This is a genomic window from Acidocella sp. MX-AZ03 (assembly GCF_027626035.1).
Classification (GTDB): Bacteria; Pseudomonadota; Alphaproteobacteria; order Acetobacterales; family Acetobacteraceae; genus Acidocella; species Acidocella facilis.
Genome location: NZ_CP110774.1, coordinates 1973060 through 1991809, shown reverse-complemented (window position 1 = coordinate 1991809; position 18750 = coordinate 1973060). Strand labels below are relative to the sequence as shown.

Sequence of the window (18750 nt, the reverse complement as noted above, 5' to 3'; positions counted from 1 at the left end):
ACGCGCCTTTGGGTTGGTTCGACGCTGCGCCTTATCAATCAGCTTCATTAAGAAAGATTTGTCTTAAAAAAACAAAAAAACCCGGCAGCTTTCGCCGCCGGGTCGTATCCAACGCCTGTTCGGGCTGGATTAGTCTTCGGTCTGCTGGTTACGGCGACGGATCGCCGCCCCCAGAATGTCACCCAGCGAGGCGCCGGAGTCGGAGGAGCCATATTCTGCGATCGCGGTCTTGTCCTCGTCGATCTCCTTGCCCTTGATGGTCAGCTGCAGCTTGCGGGCCGCGCGGTCCACCGCGGTGATCTTGGCATCGACCTTGTCGCCGACGGCGAAGCGCTCGGGGCGCTGCTCGCCCTTGTCGCGGGCCAGCTCGGCGCGGCGGATGAAGCCGGTCAGCACGTCGTCCACCTTCACCTCGATGCCGTTGCTCTGCACGGCGGTCACGGTGCAGGTGACGATCTGGTTCTTGTGGATGCGATCCAGCACGCCAGCGGCCGGGTCGACCTCAAGCTGCTTGATGCCGAGCGAGATGCGCTCCTTCTCGACATCCACGTCCAGCACCTTGGCCTTGACGATTTCGCCCTTGCCGAACTTGGCAATGGCGGCCTCGCCGGTCTCTTCCCAGGAGAGGTCGGACATGTGGATCATGCCGTCGATCTCCGGGCCGACTGCGATGAACAGGCCGAACTCGGTGATGTTGCGGATTTCGCCCTCGACGATGGACCCGATCGGGTGCTCGTCCTGGAACTCTTCCCACGGGTTGCGCTGCACCTGCTTCAGGCCCAGCGAGATGCGGCGCTTGGAGGCGTCGACATCCAGCACGACCACTTCCACTTCCTGCGAGGTGGAGACGATCTTGCCCGGGTGGGCGTTCTTCTTGGTCCAGGACATCTCGGAGACGTGCACGAGACCTTCCACGCCCGGCTCCAGCTCCACGAAGGCGCCGTAATCGGTGATGTTGGTCACGCGGCCGGTCACCTTGATGCCCGGCGGGTACTTCACGTCCACCCCTTCCCACGGATCCGCCTCGAGCTGCTTCATGCCCAGCGAGATGCGCTGGGTGTCGGCATTGAAGCGGATCACCTGCACCTTGACCGGCTGACCGATGGTCAGGGCCTCGGCCGGGTGATTGATGCGCTTCCAGGCGATGTCGGTGACGTGCAGCAGGCCGTCGACGCCACCCAGATCCACGAACGCGCCGTAATCGGTGATGTTCTTGACCACGCCGTCGAGGATCTGGCCTTCCTTGAGGCCGGTGATCAGCTCGGAACGCTGCTCCGCACGGGTCTCTTCGAGGACCGCGCGGCGGGAGACGACGATGTTGCCGCGCTGGCGGTCCATCTTCAGGATCTGGAAGGGCTGGGCCACACCCATCAGCGGGCCGACATCGCGGACCGGACGGATATCCACCTGGGAGCCGGGCAGGAACGCCGTGGCGCCGCCGAGATCGACGGTGAAGCCGCCCTTGACGCGGCCATGGATGACGCCGTTGACGCGGGTCTGGACCTCGAAGGCCTTCTCAAGCTGGGTCCAGCTCTCTTCGCGGCGGGCCTTCTCGCGGGACAGCACCATGGCGCCGTCCTTGTCTTCATAACGCTCGATGAAGAGGTCGTAGACATCGCCGGGGTTCACTTCCGGCTTGGCGCCGACGGGGGCGAATTCGCGCAGCGGGACGCGGCCTTCGGACTTCAGGCCGACATCGACAATCACGTAATCGTCATCGATGCGCAGCACGCGGCCGGAGATGACGGAACCTTCAAAACCGGCATTGCCGCCGAGGGAGGCATCCAGGAGGGCGGCGAAATCATCGGCGCCGGTATAGGCCGGGGCGTCGGAATGACGCAGGGCAGTGGAGGAAGAAGCCATGTGGCTATATATGTCCTTGAAACAGGCTGAACTTTCAGCCCGAGACGGGTATGCGCGGCCAGAGCCTGGCAACGACTAAACAATCCCCCCACTCAGTTCGGGGATTGTCCGGTTTGACGATAGCCAGCTGTTTAGACCGGATCGGCGCAAAGTCAAGCAGAACCGCCATTTTTGGCTTCGTGGGCACCGCGTCCGGCGGACGCCTGTCAGGGCTTGGCGCCAGTCAGGGAGGTTGGGAGGTACGATCGCGAGGGAGGTCTCTCGGCAGGAGCGTCTACAGGCTTCATGTTCGTGGATTAACTGCTATAAGCCGGACGCAATGACACATCTTCGTACCGGCTTCGTCCGCCTGTCCCTGCTCGCTCTTGGCCTCGCCTTGGCGGCCTGTTCAAGCTCCAAAAAGGGCGATGCGTCGCTGGGGGACTTCGCCAGCGGTAACGTTCCCCCGCCTGACCAGGCATATGCTGCGGGTGTGAAGCGGATGCAGGCCGGGGACTACGATAAGGCTGTGGGCGATTTCAACGCCTTGCAGGAAACCTATCCGTACTCCACCTGGTCGACCCATGCCGAGATCCTGGCGGCTTACTCACAATATAAGCAGATGGACTATGATGACGCGATCAGCTCCCTGAATCGCTTCATCCAGCTGCACCCGAGGATGGGGAAGTCGCCTACGCCTATTATCTGAAGGCGCTCTGCTATTACGAGCAGATTGACGATGTGCAGCGCGACCAAACCACGACATACGAAGCGATTCAGGCTCTCCAAGACGTGGTGACCCGCTTTCCGGATAGCGCCTATGCGCGCGATGCGCGGATAAAAATGCGCCTCGCCTATAATCGGTTGGCTGGCCATGAAATGGTGATCGGTCGGTTTTACGAGAAGCAGCATCTCTATGCTGCGGCCATTGGCCGCTACCAGACCGTGGCGAATTCCTATCAGACCACCACCTTCGCCCCGGAAGCCCTGGAGCGCATGGTGGAGGTCGATCTCGACCTTGGGCTGCCCGATGCGGCGATTCGTAGCGCGTCGGTCTTGGGGTATAACTATCCTGGCAGCTCCTGGTATAAGGCCGCTTACGATAAGTTGAAGGCTCATGGGCTGGTGAATAAGGCAGACGAAGCGTCCGCGAACACGGATGCCGTGGCCCCAACGCCGAGCAAGCCGAGGCACCATTGGTACTGGCCCTTCTGATAGGCAATGCTGAATAGCCTCTCGATCCGCGATGTGGTGCTGATCGAGCGGCTCGATCTGCATTTTTCCTTCGGACTGACAGCGCTGACCGGTGAGACCGGCGCCGGAAAATCCATTCTGCTGGATAGTCTCGGCCTGGTTTTGGGCGCCCGGGCCGATTCGGGCCTGATTCGCGCCGGTGCCGCTCAGGCTGTGGTGGCCGCCAGCTTCTCGGCCGCGCCGGGGCATGCCGTTCATAGGCTGCTCGCTGAGCAAGGGCTCGATTCCGGCGAAGATATCCTCGTGCGCCGTATTGTCTCGCGGGATGGCCGTTCCCGGGCTCTGGTCAACGATCAACCGGTCAGCGCCGGGTTTTTGAAAACCCTCACCGCGTCGCTGATCGAGGTGCAAGGGCAGCATGAACAGGTCGGGCTGGCTGACCCCGCCCACCATATGGCGTTGCTGGATGCCTTCGGGGTTCCCGAAGCAGGGCGTGAGCTGGTCGCCGCCGCCTACAAAGCCTGGCGGCACGCGGCGGCGCGCCTTGCTGAGGCCCATCAAAAAATCGAAGACGCCGCGAAGGAAGAAGAGTTTCTGCGTCATGCCGCGGCGGAATTAGGAAAGCTAGCGCCGGTGGATGGCGAGGAGGAAGCTCTTGCCGCCGAACGCTTGCGCCTGCAGGCCGGAGAACGGCGTGCCGAGGCGATCGCGAGCGCGATCGCGGAGCTGCGCCCGAAGGACCGTCGTCAGGCCGGGCCGGCGGCGGCTTTGCGTGCGGCGGCTCGGGCCATTGTCCGGGTGACCGTGCCGGCGGGCCACGTCAATCCTGCCGGTCCTGCCATCGCGGCCATAGAGCGGGCTGAGGTCGCGCTGGCTGAAGCGGAAGATTTTCTGGAGCGTTTGGCTTCCGCCGAGGAAGACGATCCGCGGGCCCTGGAAGCGACGGAGGAGCGGTTGTTTGCCTTGCGGGCTGCGGCGCGCAAGCATGGGGTACAGGTGGCGGATTTGCCGGCATTCTTTCAATCGCTGCGGGAACGCCTCAGCGCTTTGGAAAGTGGTGTTGCCGGACTTGCGCAATTATCGGCGGAAACGCAAAAACTGCGCGACGCTTATATCCATTTAGCCGCTAACTTATCGCAACAAAGAGAGGTGAGCGCGCGCAAGCTGGAGGCGGCGATTGCGGTTGAACTGCCACCCCTGAAACTGGAGCGGGCCAGGTTTGTGGTTGAAACGAGTGCCTTGCCAGAGGCGCAATGGGGGCCGCGGGGAACTGACGCGATACGTTTTTTGATATCCACTAACCCTGGAGAATTGCCAGGCGCTCTTGATAAAATCGCCTCTGGCGGCGAGTTGTCCCGCCTGATGCTGGCCATGAAAGTGGTCCTTTCAGCAGGATCGGATAATGAAACCCTGATCTTCGACGAGGTGGATTCCGGCATTGGCGGCGCGACGGCGGCTGCCGTGGGTGAGCGGCTGGCGCGCGTTGCCGACGAGGTGCAGGTGCTGGTGGTGACACATTCGCCGCAGGTGGCCGCGCGGGCCCACGCGCAGATGCGCGTGCAGAAACTGGAAATAGACGGCCGGGCCGTGACGGACGTGAAGATGTTGAATGATGAGGAAAGGCGCGAGGAGATTGCGCGCATGCTGTCCGGCGAAAGCGTGACGCAGGCCGCACGCCAAGCGGCCGAGAGCCTTTTAACGAAATGACAGACCGAGATAATTTTCTGCGTTTATTGGCACAAATTGAGGCCGCCAATATAGCCTATCATACGCAAGACGCGCCGACCATGCCGGATGCGGCGTATGACGCCCTGCGTAAAGAGGCCGAGGCGATACTTGCGATTCATCCCGAATGGCGCGGCGACGCGAAGGCGCTGCAGCAAGTCGGCTCAAAGCCGGCCTCCGGTTTCAAGAAAATTCTTCACCGGACGCCGATGTTGTCATTAGACAATGTTTTCAACGCCCGAGAATTCGAGGAGTTTGTTTTAAGGATCAGGCGTTTTCTGGGGTTGAAGGAAGATGCGCTTGAGTTCGTCGCCGAACCAAAGATGGATGGTTTGTCGATCTCCCTTGTGTATGAGCACCACAAATTCGTGCGCGCGGCGACGCGCGGAGATGGCAGTGAGGGTGAGGACGTAACAGCGAACATCTTGACGCTGGACGGCTTGCCGCGCCAATTGCCGTCTGATGCGCCTGAGTTCATCGAAATCCGCGGCGAAGTCTATATGATGAAGGCGGATTTTCTGGCGCTGAACGCCTCGCAGGAACGCCAGTTTGCCAACCCGCGCAATGCGGCTGCGGGAAGCCTTCGCCAGTTGGACCCGTCCATTACAGCGAAACGAAAATTGTCGCTTTATGTCTACGCGCAGGGCGAAACCTCGGTGTCCGTGGCGCAAACGCATATGGAGTATCTGGCAACGCTCCGGCGTTGGGGCTTTCAGGTCAATCCGCTTTCCCGCCTGGTGAATGAGAGCGGTACTGAAGATTTCCAGACCGAAATAGGGGAGAAGCGCGCTGAGCTGCCTTACGATATCGATGGTGTCGTCTATAAGGTGAATGATCTCGGCTTGCAAAATCGCCTAGGCTTTGTCGGTCGTGCACCGCGTTGGGCGGTGGCGTGGAAATTCCCGGCTGAAAAAGCAAGCACAGTTCTGGAAGATATAGAAATTCAGGTGGGAAGGACCGGTGCCCTCACGCCTCGCGCCCGGCTCAAACCGGTGAATGTCGGCGGCGTGCTAGTAACATACGCGACCCTGCACAATGAAGACGAGATCGAACGCAAGGATCTCCGTATTGGTGATATCGTGGAGTTGCACCGCGCGGGAGACGTGATTCCTCAAATCTTGCGGGTGCTCCAGCGCGGCGAGAAAGCTGAACCCTTCCTTTTTCCAGACCATTGCCCCGCCTGTGGTGCATTGGCTGTCCGGGACGATGACGACGTCGTCAGACGCTGTACGGGAGGTTTGACCTGCCCGGCGCAAATCGTCGAACGGCTCATCCATTTTTGTTCCCGTGCGGCGTTTGATATTGAAGGCATGGGCGAAAAGACAATCAGCGAATTTCATGAGGCGGGTTTACTTGATGGACCGCCGGATGTTTTCAAATTGCCCGCGCTTGAAAGCATTGTCGCGAAACGTGAGGGCTGGGGTGCGCTTTCGGCGGCCAAGCTGTCTGCGGCCATCGAAGCGCGCCGAGACATGGATTTGGCTCGCTTCATCTTCGCGCTTGGCATACGCCGCATCGGCGAGAATAACGCCAAGCTTCTGGCGAAGCATTATGGCTCTTACAAGATATGGAAAGAGTCCATGCTTGCGGCACAGGTAATCGGCTCGGACGCAAGGTTGGAATTAGGCTCAATCTCCGGAATTGGCCCCGCAATTGTTCATGAATTATTGGCATTTTTCAGCGAGAGTCATAACCTGGATACGCTCGCTGCGCTGGAGCAAAACGTCCGCGTCCTTGATGCCGAGATTGTAGGCGGTGAGGATTCGATTTTCGCCGGCAAAACGGTTGTTTTTACCGGGACGCTTTCAATCGCGCGCCCTGAAGCCAAAGCACGTGCGGAAATGCTAGGAGCCAAGGTTACGGATTCGGTTTCGAAAAAAACAGACTATGTCGTTGTCGGTGAGGACGCAGGATCGAAAGCGAAGAAGGCGATCGAATTAGGTATCAGGATCTTGTCGGAACAGGAATTTAAGGAACTATCTGGCCTCTGAGGAAAGGGAGCGGGTATGCATCAGGCGGTATCGGCGTTTCTTCTGGCATTTCCGGCGCTCTTTTCCATCATAAATCCGCTTGGTGGCGCGATTATTTTTTATGAGGTTGCGGGAAACGTAGATGTCTCGCAAAGGCACCGGTTGGCCAAGCGTGTCGCGCTTTATTCCTTTTTTGTTATGGTTTCGGCGCTCTTGGCCGGCACCTACATACTTAATTTTTTTGGCATTTCGATGAACGCCCTACGTATCGCCGGAGGATTGGTGGTGTCGGTTCGGGCGTATGAAATGCTGAATGCCCCAGAGAGCGGGACCAAGCGGAAACAAAAAGACGCTGAAGCAGTGGCCGCGGCCGCGGACCAGGATTTGGCGAGCTATGCTTTTTTCCCTCTCACGCTACCCTTCACCACCGGACCCGGGACGATCGCCGTTACAATTTCCCTGGCAACGGGTCGACCAGATGGCTGGGCGCAAGCATGGATATTTTATGCAGCAGACGCGTTGGCAGTGCTCGCAAATGCGCTGGTAATTTGGATTTGCTACAGCGCGTCGGACCGCATGGTCCGCATTCTGGGCCAGTCAGGGCAAATCATCGTCTCGCGAATGGTCGCCTTTTTGCTGTTGGGGATCGGCGTTCAAATCGCCATTACCGGGCTCAATCCCATTTTGCACGACGCGTTTGTTCGATAGTCGTATGAAAATACTTACTCTATTCATCCGAAGCTGAAATTCGTTTCGTTATCTCGTGTTAGAATCGTTTGACCGAAGCCAAGATCTAGTCTTCGGCTTTTACCCACCGATACGGTTTTGGATTTTCGTTGTGTGTGTCGATGAACATGTCAATACGGCCGCCGGGCCAGTCAAGTCTTGATCGTAGGGGGCGTGGCGTAGTTGTTCATCATCTGATGGACATCCAGAGCGGCGGGAATCGCGGCATTGATACGCATCAGAAATTCAAGAAACCCGTTGGTGCGCTGGCATTTGTGTAAGCATCCGGCATCGCCGGCGCAGCCTGATCAACCTGCTGCCGCTGACGCCGGATGCTTACGCGGAGCGGACATCACGGCAGGCGTTTCACGCCGGAATGATAGACATGTCCTGGCCAAACGTCGCGCGCATCTGCTGTTTGTCGCGCCCTGCCGCAATGAGGGCCGCCAGTAAAATCCGAGCTTGGCCGGGCCGCAAGATGCTGGCCTGAATGGCTCCCGCCGCCGCCAGATCATGCCCGCCGCCGCCGCCGCCATAGGAGCTGGTCAATAGCCCATTCGGCACCCTGCTGGAAACCACCACCGGCACAGCGCGTGCCGTGCACTGCCGGACCGCCTCCACCAACTGCGGATTGGCATTGCCCGAGCCCAACGCGGCCAGAACGATGCCATCGGCCCCAGCCGCCAGGCTTGCTTGCAGATGTGTCTGGTCGCACCCCGGATAAACCGCGACGATATCGACACGGACCGTCCCAACGTCCCCATCAAGGGCCAGGCTTTCCGGCGATGCCATCGGCCGGGCCTGGCGGAAGGCATCGGCCATTTCGGTGGAGTATTTATAAACACCCCAGACCGGCAGCAGCTTTTCATCGAAATAAAGCAAAATACCTTGTGCCGCATGCGCGGGGCGAAGTGCCGCCGCAATCGCGCCTGCAAGATTGGCCGGGCCGTCCGGCTTGGCATGGTCCGAGGTAAATTGCGCCCCGGTGAAGATCACCGGCTTGGTCAGATGCCGCTGCACATGCACCAGCAGCGCGGTTTCCTCCATCGCGTCCGTGCCGTGCAAAACCACCACCCCTGCCACATCGGGGTCGTGCAGCTGTGCCTGCACCGCGTCGCTGATCCGTTGTAGATCATCGAGCGTGAGGCTCGCGGAATCCTTGGCCATCAAATCCAGGATGCGGAGCCGGCACCCGTCATGGGGCACCAGCGCCAGCAGGCTCTCTCCCGTCAGCGTGGGCGCGCTCGCGCCGCTGGCCCCACGCTGGCTGGCAATTGTTCCACCAGTGGCGATAACCGCCACCAGTGGTTTGGCATCGTCAAGGCTCACGCCGGCTCCTGCTCAGTTTGAAACTTCACCACTGCCGCCTGCGCGCGGCGGTGGCGCATCAAATGCCAGCCCACAGCCAGCAGCGGCACGATGACAATAAGAGACGCCATCGTCCAGGTGCCGGTCGGGTAATCGAACGCCATCAGCACGAGCACCCCGGCCAGAAACACCAGCGTGAGAATGCCCGTGTAAGGCGCGCCCATCATGCGGAAGGCCGGCCGGGTCATCTCGCCGCGCCGGGCTTTATGCCAAAGCTTGAGCTGGCACAGGATAATGACGCCCCATGCGGAAATAATGCCCAACGCCGCGACATTGAGCGCGATCTCGAACGCGGAGGAGGGCACGATGGCATTGAGCCCGACGCCGATCATGGTCACCACGGCGGTAACGGCCACCCCGATATAAGGCACACCGGCCTTGTTCATCTTCATCAACACGGCCGGCGCCGAGCCCGAGGCGGCCAGCGCGTGCAAAATCCGGCCGGTGGAATAAAGACCCGCGTTGAGAGAGGACAGCACCGCCGTCAACACCACCAAATTCATGATGATGGCCACGTCGTTATACCCAAGCTTGCCAAAGAAGGTCACAAACGGGCTCTCGCCGGCGCTATAGGCCGTATAAGGCAGCAGCACCGCCAGCAGCAGCACCGAGCCCACGTAAAACACGACCAAGCGCAGAACCACCGACCGAATGGCGCCGGGAATCACCGCCTGAACATTTTCGCTCTCCCCAGCCGTCGTGCCGATGACCTCGATCGCGGCATAGGCGAACACCACGCCCTGCACGATGATCAACGCCGGCAGGACGCCGTGCGGAAAAAAGCCGCCATTGCCGGTAATCAGGCTCAGCCCCGGGGTATGGCCGTCAATGGGCGTACCGCTGACGACGAAATAAATACCGACGGCCAGAAACACCACCAGCGACGACACTTTGAGCAGGCTGAACCAGAATTCCAGCTCGCCAAATACCTTCACCGACAGCAAATTCATGCCCAGCACCAGCAGCAGCGCCGAGAGGGCGAACACCCATTGCGGAATGCCCTGCAGCCAGGGCACATAATGCTGGAAGAAATTCATATAGAGCGCCGCGGCGGTGACATCTGCCACCGATGTCATGGCCCAGTTCAGCCAATACATCCACCCCACCGTGAAAGCCATTTTCTCGCCATAGAACTCCCGTGCATAAGAGACGAATGAACCCGAGCTGGGGCGGTGCATGATCAATTCACCCAAAGCGCGCATCACCAGAAAGGCGAAAAAGCCGCAGAGCGCGTAAACAAACACCAGCGCCGGCCCGGCCAGCGCAAACCGCCCGCCGGCTCCCAGAAACAGCCCCGTGCCAATCGCCCCGCCAACCGCGATCATCTGAATCTGCCGGCGTTTCAGCGCCTTTCGGTAGCCCGCATCCTCGGCAATTTCTATTTTTTGCACAGCTTTTTCGTAAGCCTTTGTTTCCTCTGACATTATCCCTCTCCATGGGGTTGTACTTCGTGGGCGTCATCAACCGGTGCCGGCGCTTCCCGGCACAGCACGGCCCATATGAAGCCGGCGCAACGCCGGGGGCTCCATATCTGTATTACAGCTTAACAGCAAGGCTTATTTTTGAAGTCCTGCCATCCTTGCAAAAGCTCATCCCATCAATTGACGCCCGAAACGACGAGGGTACCTGAAAATTGGTCTTACAGCTTTACAGATCGAAAATGCATAAACAAAAGGAAACGACCATGGTTGCACCGCGTATCGAACATGATCTCCTGGGGCCCAAGGAGATTCCGGCCAACGTCTATTGGGGCGTTCACACTGCCCGGGCGGTGGAGAATTTCCAGATCACCGGCATCCCGATCGGCCATTACCCCCACCTGATCCGGGGCTTGATGTTCGTGAAAGAGGCGGCCGCCTGCGCCAATCACGAACTCGGTTTGCTCGACGCCGAGCGATTTGCGGCCATCGCCCAGGCCTGCCAGGACATCCGGGCCGGCGCGCTGCGTGATCAGTTCGTGGTCGATGTCATCCAGGGCGGCGCCGGCACCTCCACCAACATGAATGCCAACGAGGTGGTCGCCAACCGCGCCCTCGAGGTGCTGGGCAGTCAGCGGGGCGATTATGCCCGGCTTCATCCCAACGACCATGTCAATCTCAGCCAATCAACCAACGATGCCTATCCCACGGCGCTCAACATCGCCCTGATCGAGGCGGTGGACGACCTCGCCGCCTCAATGGATGTTCTGCAACAAGCCTTTGAACGCAAAGCCCAGGCTTTTCAGGGGCTGCTAAAAATCGGCCGGACCCAGTTGCAAGATGCCGTGCCCATGACGCTCGGCCAGGAATTCCGCACCTTCGCGGTGATGCTTGGCGAAGACCGGGCGCGGCTAATCGAATCAGCTTCCTTGCTTCACGAAATCAATCTCGGTGCGACCGCGATCGGCACCGGCCTCAACGCGCCGGCCGGCTATGCGGCGCGGGCCTGTGCTCATCTCGTCCGGCTCACCGGCCGCCCGCTGGTGACCGCCAGCGATCTCATCGAAGCAACCCAGGACCCCGGCGCCTTCGTGCATCTGTCCGGCGTTCTCAAGCGTGTCGCGGTCAAGCTATCTAAAACCTGCAACGATTTGCGCCTGCTGTCCTCAGGCCCGCGCGCCGGACTGGGCGAAATCTCCCTTCCTCCGATGCAAGCAGGTTCGAGCATCATGCCGGGCAAGGTCAACCCGGTCATTCCCGAAGTGGTGAACCAGGTGGCTTTCACGGTCATCGGCAATGATATGACCATCACCATGGCGGCCGAAGGCGGGCAGCTTCAGCTCAACGCTTTCGAACCCGTCATCGCGCGCTCCCTGCTCGATAGCCTGCTCGCCCTCTCCGCCGCCTGCCGCACCCTGGCCACGCGCTGCGTTGACGGCATCACCGCCCATGAACCGGTGATGGCCCAGCGGGTGCGGGACTCCATCGGGCTCGCGACGGCTCTCAACCCTTTCATCGGTTATCAGGCAGCCACCAAGATCGCCAAGCAGGCCCTGGAGACCAACCGTACGATCGTGGATGTCACGCTCGAGGGCGGCTATCTCTCCGCCGCCGAGCTCAACGAGCTCTTAACGCCCGAGCGGCTGCTCAACCAGCTAGCCCCCGTCACTCAACCGCCTGGGTCCGGTCGATAATGTCGTTCAGGACATTCTTGACCTGGGTGAGATGGGCGCTCATGGCGTCCTGAGCCTCACGCTCAAGCCCCGCCGCGATCGCCTCGGCGATCCGGCGGTGTTCGACATTCGAGGCTTCCCGCCGATGCGCCATCAGATTGAGCAATGCCGATTGCCGCAGCAGCGCATTTTGAATATCGCCCAGAATTTTGCCGAACACGGCATTTCCCGAGGCCTCGATGATCAGGCTGTGAAACGCGCCATCCAACCCGCCCCACGCGCCAAGATCCTCCTCGCGCTCCATCTGATCGCACAAATCCAGAAGCCTGGCGGCCTGCGCCGTATTGCGGCGCCGCGCGGCCAAGGCCGCGGCTGGCGCTTCTATGTGCGGGCGCGCCTCGATCAGGTCACGGGCTGAATATGTCCCATAGCTGAGCTTAGGGTCGGGCGCCGCCGTGACCACAAACGTGCCGCTGCCGGTGCGGGTCTGGGTCAGGCCCAAAGTCTGCAATGACCGCAATGCTTCGCGGATCACGGGGCGGCTTACCTGGTAGCCGCGTGCCAGCTGCACCTCGGAAGGCAGACGCGCCCCCACCGGCAAACGCCCCGCGGTGATGGCGGAACGTATGTCATCAAAAACCGTCTCAGCGGCGTTTTTCTTGTCAACCGGATGTGCGTTGGACAGCCAAGCCGTCACGTCGTTCATTATGAGGCTCTTTACTAAAACATGCCGCGTCGCGCCCGGCATGAACTATGCCGGTCTGGTCGAGCGTTCCCAAGATTTTCCAGATTAAGCGGACGGCCAGGCAATGGCAACGCCGCCACGTCCCGGCGAAATGCGCACATCGCCAAAGGCGCCGTCCGTGCGGCATGAAAACCTTCGAGGATGCGGTTCCTCGCGAAACCAAAACTGCGCCATACCCTGAGGCGGAAAAGCAACCATGCGCCCGGCGCTTCGTTGGTCATGCAGCCGAGTGCTGCGCGCATATCGAGCCAATTCAGAGCCGGATCACCCCCTTGGTGATGATGACGTTCGCATAAAGCCGCCTGTCGCCGGTCTGCACGATGCAGTAGCTGGCGCGGGCCTGGTCGTAAAACGCCTCACGGCTGATCGTGCCCAGCCGATCAGCGCTGACGCCGTTGTCCTGCGCGATCTGGCGGATCTGCGCCACGGCCTCCGGCACCTCCTGCGGCGCGTCGACAACCTGCATGGTCAAAAGCGGCAGCGGGATGAAATCATCCACCGGCAGCACGCTGAGCACCGCCTCGAACACGCGGTCGATGTCCAACGCCGGCAGGGTGATCAGCCGGCGCGCGCAGCTGGTGGCGGGGAAATTCGCGTCGACAAGGCTGATGCTGTCGCCATGGCCCATGGCGCGCAAAGCGTGCAGCAGGTCGGCGGTGAGCAAGGGATCGATACCGTGCAGCATGGCGGAACTCCGTCAGGGGGATAAAGCGAGGCGGGCGAGAATCGCGTCGCGTCGGGGTAAAGAGGGCTGGGCGCCGCGGGTGAGCGCCGCCAGGGCGCCGGCGGCGTTGCCAAAGCGCACCGCCTGCGCCAGCGCCGCGCCCTCCTCCAGCGCCGCGGCGAAGGCGCCGGCGAAGGCATCTCCGCAGGCGGTGGTGTCGAGCGGGGTGATGTCATGGGCCGGCATTTCGCCATGCCCCTCGCTCCCGGCCCAGACCACGCCCCTGGCCCCCTGGGTGATCACCGCCGCGCGCCGCCCCTGGGCCAGGCGCCGCGCCGCCAGGGCCGGGTCGGTCAGGGTGGGCATGCCGAGCAGCGCCGCCGCCTCGCTCTCATTCGCCAGCACCACATCGGCGGCTTCCAGCAGCCGGGCGCGCGCCGTCTCCGCCAGCCCCGCGACAGGGGAGGGGTTGAGCACCACGCAGCCGCCGGCGGCGCGGATTTTCGCCGCCCCGGCCAGGACGGTCTCTATGGGCACTTCCAGCTGGGCAAGCAGCAGCGTCCCGGGCGGGATGGTCGCGGGCAGCATCTCCGGGGTGAGGCGATGATTGGCGCCGGGCACGACGATGATGCGGTTCTCCCCGCTCGCCTCCACCGTGATCAGCGCCACACCGCTTGGGGTTTCACAATGGCGCAGGCCGGACAGCTCCACCCCGTCCGCCGCCAGCGCGGCTTGCAGCGCCGCGCCATGCGCATCCTCGCCGAGACAGGCGCAAAATTTCACCTGCGCGCCGGCGCGGCGGGCGGCGATGGCCTGGTTGGCGCCCTTGCCGCCGGGATACAGGGCGTAATCCAGCCCCAGCACCGTCTCCCCCGCCGCCGGGGCGCGGTCCGCCCGCACCACGACATCCATGTTGGCGCTACCGATGACGAGCACGTGCTGTCCCTCCCGACATGATGGTCGATGCCCGTTCGATCAGGCTGATCGGTAGAATATGGTGCACGGCCGGGCTGTCCGGGGCGGCGATGCGCGCCTCCAACGTTGCCACCGCGCACTCGCCGAGTGCCGCCACCGGCTGGCGGATGGTGGTGAGCTGCGGCTCCACCAGCGCCGCCCAGGGTATGTCGTCATAGCCGATCAGCATCACATCCTCCGGAATCCGCCGCCCGAGTTCGTGCAGCGTGCGCAGCGCGCCGATCGCCATCACATCGCTCGCGGCAAACACCGCATCCAGCGCCGGGTCGGCCAGGGCTTTCACCGCCTGGCGCGGCAGATCCAGCGTGAACGGCGCCTCGCGGATCCATAAGGGTGTCTGCGGCGCCCAGCTCTCCAGAAACCCCTCTTGCCGGCTGGTGGCGCTGGGGGAGTGCGCCGGCCCGGCCAGCAGCCCCACCCGCCGCCGCCCGAGCCGGCGCAGCAGCGCCGCCGCCGCCGCGCCCCCGGCCCGGTGATCGGCGCTGATGCTGTCATAGGCGGCGAGGCTGGCATCTGGCCGGTCAAGCACCACCATAGGCAGGTTGGGCCGGGTGGCGATGCGGGTGGAGCCTGGAATCCAGATGATGCCATCCGCCCGCTCCGCCAGCGCCGCCAGCGCCTCGCTCTCCGCCTCATGGTCGATGCCGGCACTGGCCAAAATCAAGGCATGGCCGCGCTGCCAGGCGGCCTGCGTCACCGCCTGCGCCAGCGCCGGGAAGAACGGGTTGATCAGATCCGGCAGCAGCAGCCCCACCGCATGGTGCCGCCCGGTGCGCAGTGCCCGCGCCGAGAGGCTGCGCCGGTAATTCAGCGCGCTGATCGCCTCCTCCACGCGCTGGCGGGTCTCCGCCGCCACCGGCTTGCTGTCATTCAGCACGAAGGACACGGTCGCGGTGGAAACCCCCGCGCGGCGGGCGACATCGTGCAGGGACGGGCCGGGGCGGCGGGCCATCGTGCTTAAGCGGCGCCGCCGGCGATGGCGGCGACCACCTGCGTGCGGTCGACCTCCTTGGTGCGCCACTGCGCGATGGTGCGGCCGCCGCGCATCACCCAGATGCTGTCGGAAATCCGCATCACCTGCTCCAGATCATGGCTGATGATCAGCTGCGCGATGCCCTCATGGCGCAGATTGCCGATCAGCGTTTCCACCGCCCCGCGCTCACGCAGGCCCAGCGCCGCCGTCGGCTCATCCATGATCACCAGCGCCGAGCCCCAGGAGGCGGCGCGGCCGATGGCGATGGATTGGCGCTGCCCGCCGGAGAGCCGGCGCACCTTGGCGCGCACCGGCGGCATGTTCACCAGCAGCCGTCCCAGCCGCGCCTGGGTTTCCTCGATCATCCGGCGCCGCTGCAGCCAGCGTAGCGGGCCGAAGCCGCCGGTCAGTTCCCGGTTCAGGAACATATTCTGCCAGACGGCGAGATCCTCGATCAAAGCGAGATCCTGATAGACCGTCTCGATGCCCCTGGCCCGGGCCTCGGTGGGGGCGCTAAAGCGCACTGCCTCGCCACGAAAGCTGATGCTGCCGCCATCGGGCGGATGCACGCCGGTGATGCAGCGGATCAGCGTGGATTTGCCCGCGCCATTATCGCCGACCAGCGCCGTCACTTCCCCGGCCGGGCAGCACAGCGCGGCGCCGCGCAGTGCCTCCACCGCGCCGAATTGCTTGCGCAGATCCTTCACCTCCAGAACCGGGCTCATCGTTGCAACCTGCTGAGAATGGCGGCGGCGATGACGACGATGCCGACCGCGATGGGTTGATAGAATTCCGAAATCTGCAACAGCGTGAAGCCGTTGAGCAAGGTCGTGAGCACCAGCGCCCCGGCCACGGTGCCCAAAATCGCCGCCCGCCCGCCAAACAGCGAGCTGCCACCCAGCACCACCGCGGCAATCGAGGTGAGCAGCTGCGAGGTTTGCAGCGACGGGTCCGAGCCGCCGGTGCGCGCCACCAGCAGGATGGCGGCCAGCCCGACCAGCGCGCCGTCGATCACATACACGGCGATGCGCATGCGGTTGACCGGAATGCCCATATTGCGCGCCGCCTCCCGGTTGCCGCCGGTGGCCAGCACATGCGTGCCGAAGGCGGTATGGGTGAAGAGCAGATGCGCGCCGGCGGCGATGAGCAGGGCGATTAGATAGAAATACCGCACCGGCCCGATCGAGCCCAGCGCGAGCGCCTGCAGGAACGGGCTGGTGACGCTGAAGGACTGGCCGGAACTGACGATCAGCGCCAGCCCGTTCATCACCCCCAGCATGCCCAACGTGGCGATGAAATCATTCACTTTCAGCTTGGCGATGACCAGGCCATTCACCAGCCCGACCAGCGTGCCCGCGACAATCGCGGCCAGCGCCGAGAGCGCGATGCCGAACCCGCCATTATAGGCGAGCCCGAAGATCACCGCCGCCCAGGGCAGATTGCCGGCGATGGAGAGGTCAATGCCGCCGGTGACGATGGCGAATTGCTGCGCCGTGGCCAGCACCAGCAGGATCGAGGCGGAGACCAGCAGATCGCTGATATTCGCCCAGGTGAGGAAATAAGGGGTGAGCACCGAAAAGGCCGCGCCGATCACGATCAGCCCGATCAGCGCGGCATTATCGCCCCAAAAACCGGGATCGCGCAGCTTCAGCGCGATCCCGCCCGGCCTGGCCACGGCTTCGCTCACGGCGCGCCGAAGGGGTCGGTGAAGCTGAAGAACGGCCGCGGGAAGGATTTCAGCGCGGCGTCGGCATTCTTCGGCGTGATCAGTTTAATCGGCGCGGTGATCTGGGCGGGCACGGCTTTGCCCTGGGAGAGCGCATCGCAAGCCTGCACCGCCATCTCGCCCTCGGCATAAGGATATTGCGAGACGGAGCCTGAAAGTTTGCCGGACTGCACGGCCTGCAGCGCTTCCTTCACCCCATCGATGGAGACGACCTTGATCTGCCCGGACTTGCCGGCATTGGCGATGGCCTGGGCGGCGCCCAGCCCCATCTCGTCATTGGCGGCGAAAATGCCGGCCAGCGTGGGGTGCACGCGCAGCATCGCCTCGGTCTCGGTCATTGCCCGGTCGCGCTCGTAATCCGCCGCCTCGGCCTGGACGATGTTCAGCTTGCCGGCAGTGGTTTTGCGAAACGCGCCCTCGCGCAGAATGCCGTTATGCTCGCCCGGAATGCCCTCCAAAATCGCGACATCGCCATGATCGCCGAGCAGCCCCAGCATATAATTGGCGGCGAGCTCGCCAGCATTGGTGTTGTCCGAGCCGATGAAGCTGGTGATCTTCAGCCCCGCCGCCTTCACCGCGTCAGGATCCAGCCCGGTATCGAGATTGATGATCGGGATGTTCTTCTGTGAAATCGGGATCAGCGGTGTGATGACATTGGTGCCATTCACCGGCACCACCCCGAAACAGCTGAAATTCTCATTCGCCATGGTCGAGATCTTGGCGTTCTCGCCGACCGCGTCGGTCTCGCTGGCGCCGGCCTGCACGCTCACCGGCACGCCCAGCTTCTTGCCCTCGGCTACGGCGCCATCGCGCAGCGCCCGCCAATAGGGATTGTTGAAATCGCGCACCACGATGGCGATCCGCGGCTTCGCGGTCTGGGCGTGGCTGAGTGCTGTGGTGGCGAAGGTGAGCGCGCAAATGGACGCGGCCCCCGCCAGAATATGGCGTATCGAACGGTTCATCATTTCCCCCTGCGGCATTTCGCGCCGCTTGTTTTGACGTATTGCTTCAACGTGGCTTGGCCGCCTGATCTTCGCAGGTTAAACGTTTAATATTGACAAGCCCGGCAGGTGTAAAGAGATTTTTTCAGCTTGTTTTTTGCTGCGCCGCGGAATTTTATCGGAGACCCGGTCATGTATAATGGCATCGAAGCGGAGGATGAGGGCGATGATGAGCAAACCGACACTCTATGGCATCAAAGCCTGCGACACGATGAAAAAGGCCAGGTCCTGGTTGGATTCGTATGGCATCGATTATGTGTTTCACGATTACAAGCAGGCGGGCATTGAGCCGACGCTACTGGCCATCTGGGCGGATAAAATCGGCTGGGAGCTGCTGCTCAACCGCGCCGGCACCACCTTTCGCAAACTCCCTGATGAAACGCGCGCGGATCTGACTCAAGCCAAGGCGCTGGCGCTGATGCAGGCGCAGCCTTCGATGATCAAGCGTCCCGTGCTTGTGCGTGAGAGCGAGATTATCGTCGGGTTCAAGCCGGAGCGTTATGCGGCGTTGTTTTCGGCATGAGATCCTGCGGGGGCGCTTAAGAGCCTGGACATCGCGCCGCCGATTGGCCAAACCGGGGCATGGTGAATCTCGATCCTCCCGCTCTGCCGCTCGTTGCCGCCCTGCCTTATCGCCTTGGCCGGCACGGGCTGGAGATCCTGCTGATCAACAGCCGGGCGACGCGCGGCTGGAGCATTCCCAAGGGGGCGCCCAGCGATGCGCGCCACCCGCACCGCACCGCTGAAATC

At 62.4% G+C, this 18750-nt stretch carries 15 protein-coding genes and 1 pseudogene; 6 read left to right on the top strand and 10 right to left on the bottom strand.

Translation table 11 applies throughout. The features are described 5' to 3' along the window. Positions 1-129: 129 nt before the first annotated feature. On the bottom strand, positions 130-1863 hold the full coding sequence (gene rpsA, locus GT370_RS11015) for a 30S ribosomal protein S1 (RefSeq protein ID WP_008494589.1): 1734 nt from the start codon (positions 1861-1863) through the stop codon (positions 130-132). A gap of 319 nt (positions 1864-2182) precedes the next feature. Here rpsA and GT370_RS21460 point away from each other — a divergent pair. The 4 genes and pseudogenes from GT370_RS21460 (at position 2183) to GT370_RS10990 (ending at position 7439) form a co-directional block, all read left to right on the top strand. Next, positions 2183-3057, top strand: a pseudogene (locus GT370_RS21460) (outer membrane protein assembly factor BamD). Between the two features lie 6 nt (positions 3058-3063). Further along, positions 3064-4743: a DNA repair protein RecN gene (gene recN, locus GT370_RS11000; protein WP_008494591.1), complete on the top strand. Its 1680-nt coding sequence runs from the start codon at positions 3064-3066 to the stop codon at positions 4741-4743. Beyond that, positions 4740-6752, top strand: coding sequence for an NAD-dependent DNA ligase LigA (gene ligA / locus GT370_RS10995; RefSeq protein ID WP_008494592.1), 2013 nt, complete (start codon positions 4740-4742; stop codon positions 6750-6752). The genes recN and ligA overlap by 4 nt, the downstream gene beginning before the upstream one ends. A 15-nt stretch (positions 6753-6767) precedes the next feature. Continuing rightward, positions 6768-7439 (top strand): MarC family NAAT transporter, encoded by a 672-nt coding sequence (locus GT370_RS10990; protein ID WP_008494594.1) that lies wholly within the window; start codon positions 6768-6770, stop codon positions 7437-7439. 384 nt (positions 7440-7823) lie between these two features. Here the strand turns inward: GT370_RS10990 and GT370_RS10985 are convergent, their stop codons facing one another. Continuing rightward, positions 7824-8786: an asparaginase domain-containing protein gene (locus GT370_RS10985; protein WP_008494595.1), complete on the bottom strand. Its 963-nt coding sequence runs from the start codon at positions 8784-8786 to the stop codon at positions 7824-7826. After that, entirely contained in the window at positions 8783-10249 is a 1467-nt protein-coding gene (locus GT370_RS10980) for an amino acid permease (protein ID WP_008494596.1), read from the bottom strand. The genes GT370_RS10985 and GT370_RS10980 overlap by 4 nt, the downstream gene beginning before the upstream one ends. Positions 10250-10509: 260 nt before the next feature. Here GT370_RS10980 and GT370_RS10975 point away from each other — a divergent pair, with 260 nt between their 5' ends. Beyond that, positions 10510-11937, top strand: a complete 1428-nt coding sequence (locus GT370_RS10975) for an aspartate ammonia-lyase (RefSeq protein WP_008494597.1) — start codon at positions 10510-10512, stop codon at positions 11935-11937. On the opposite strand, the gene GT370_RS10970 is transcribed toward GT370_RS10975, so the two are convergent. The 7 genes from GT370_RS10970 to GT370_RS10940 all read right to left on the bottom strand — a co-directional run bounded on the left by GT370_RS10970 (position 11909) and on the right by GT370_RS10940 (position 17979). Then, positions 11909-12664, bottom strand: a complete 756-nt coding sequence (locus GT370_RS10970; protein ID WP_270183076.1) for a FadR/GntR family transcriptional regulator — start codon at positions 12662-12664, stop codon at positions 11909-11911. The genes GT370_RS10975 and GT370_RS10970 overlap by 29 nt on opposite strands. A gap of 250 nt (positions 12665-12914) precedes the next feature. After that, on the bottom strand, positions 12915-13346 hold the full coding sequence (locus GT370_RS10965; RefSeq protein WP_008494599.1) for an RbsD/FucU family protein: 432 nt from the start codon (positions 13344-13346) through the stop codon (positions 12915-12917). Positions 13347-13358: 12 nt separating this feature from the next. Then, entirely contained in the window at positions 13359-14261 is a 903-nt protein-coding gene (locus tag GT370_RS10960) for a ribokinase (protein ID WP_270183075.1), read from the bottom strand. Next, the gene (locus GT370_RS10955; protein WP_051622251.1) at positions 14245-15252 is read right to left on the bottom strand and encodes a LacI family DNA-binding transcriptional regulator; all 1008 of its coding nucleotides are present in this window, start codon (positions 15250-15252) and stop codon (positions 14245-14247) included. Before GT370_RS10955 ends, GT370_RS10960 begins: the two co-directional genes overlap by 17 nt. Positions 15253-15257: 5 nt before the next feature. Next, positions 15258-15998 (bottom strand): ATP-binding cassette domain-containing protein, encoded by a 741-nt coding sequence (locus GT370_RS10950; RefSeq protein ID WP_008494604.1) that lies wholly within the window; start codon positions 15996-15998, stop codon positions 15258-15260. Next, positions 15995-16960, bottom strand: coding sequence for an ABC transporter permease (locus GT370_RS10945; RefSeq protein ID WP_008494605.1), 966 nt, complete (start codon positions 16958-16960; stop codon positions 15995-15997). Before GT370_RS10945 ends, GT370_RS10950 begins: the two co-directional genes overlap by 4 nt. Then, positions 16957-17979, bottom strand: coding sequence for a sugar ABC transporter substrate-binding protein (locus GT370_RS10940; RefSeq protein WP_008494606.1), 1023 nt, complete (start codon positions 17977-17979; stop codon positions 16957-16959). The genes GT370_RS10945 and GT370_RS10940 overlap by 4 nt, the downstream gene beginning before the upstream one ends. A 187-nt stretch (positions 17980-18166) precedes the next feature. On the opposite strand from GT370_RS10940, the gene GT370_RS10935 reads away from it, so the two are divergent. Further along, complete coding sequence (locus GT370_RS10935; RefSeq protein ID WP_008494608.1) at positions 18167-18523, top strand: ArsC family reductase; 357 nt, start codon at positions 18167-18169, stop codon at positions 18521-18523. The last annotated feature ends 227 nt before the right edge of the window (positions 18524-18750 follow it).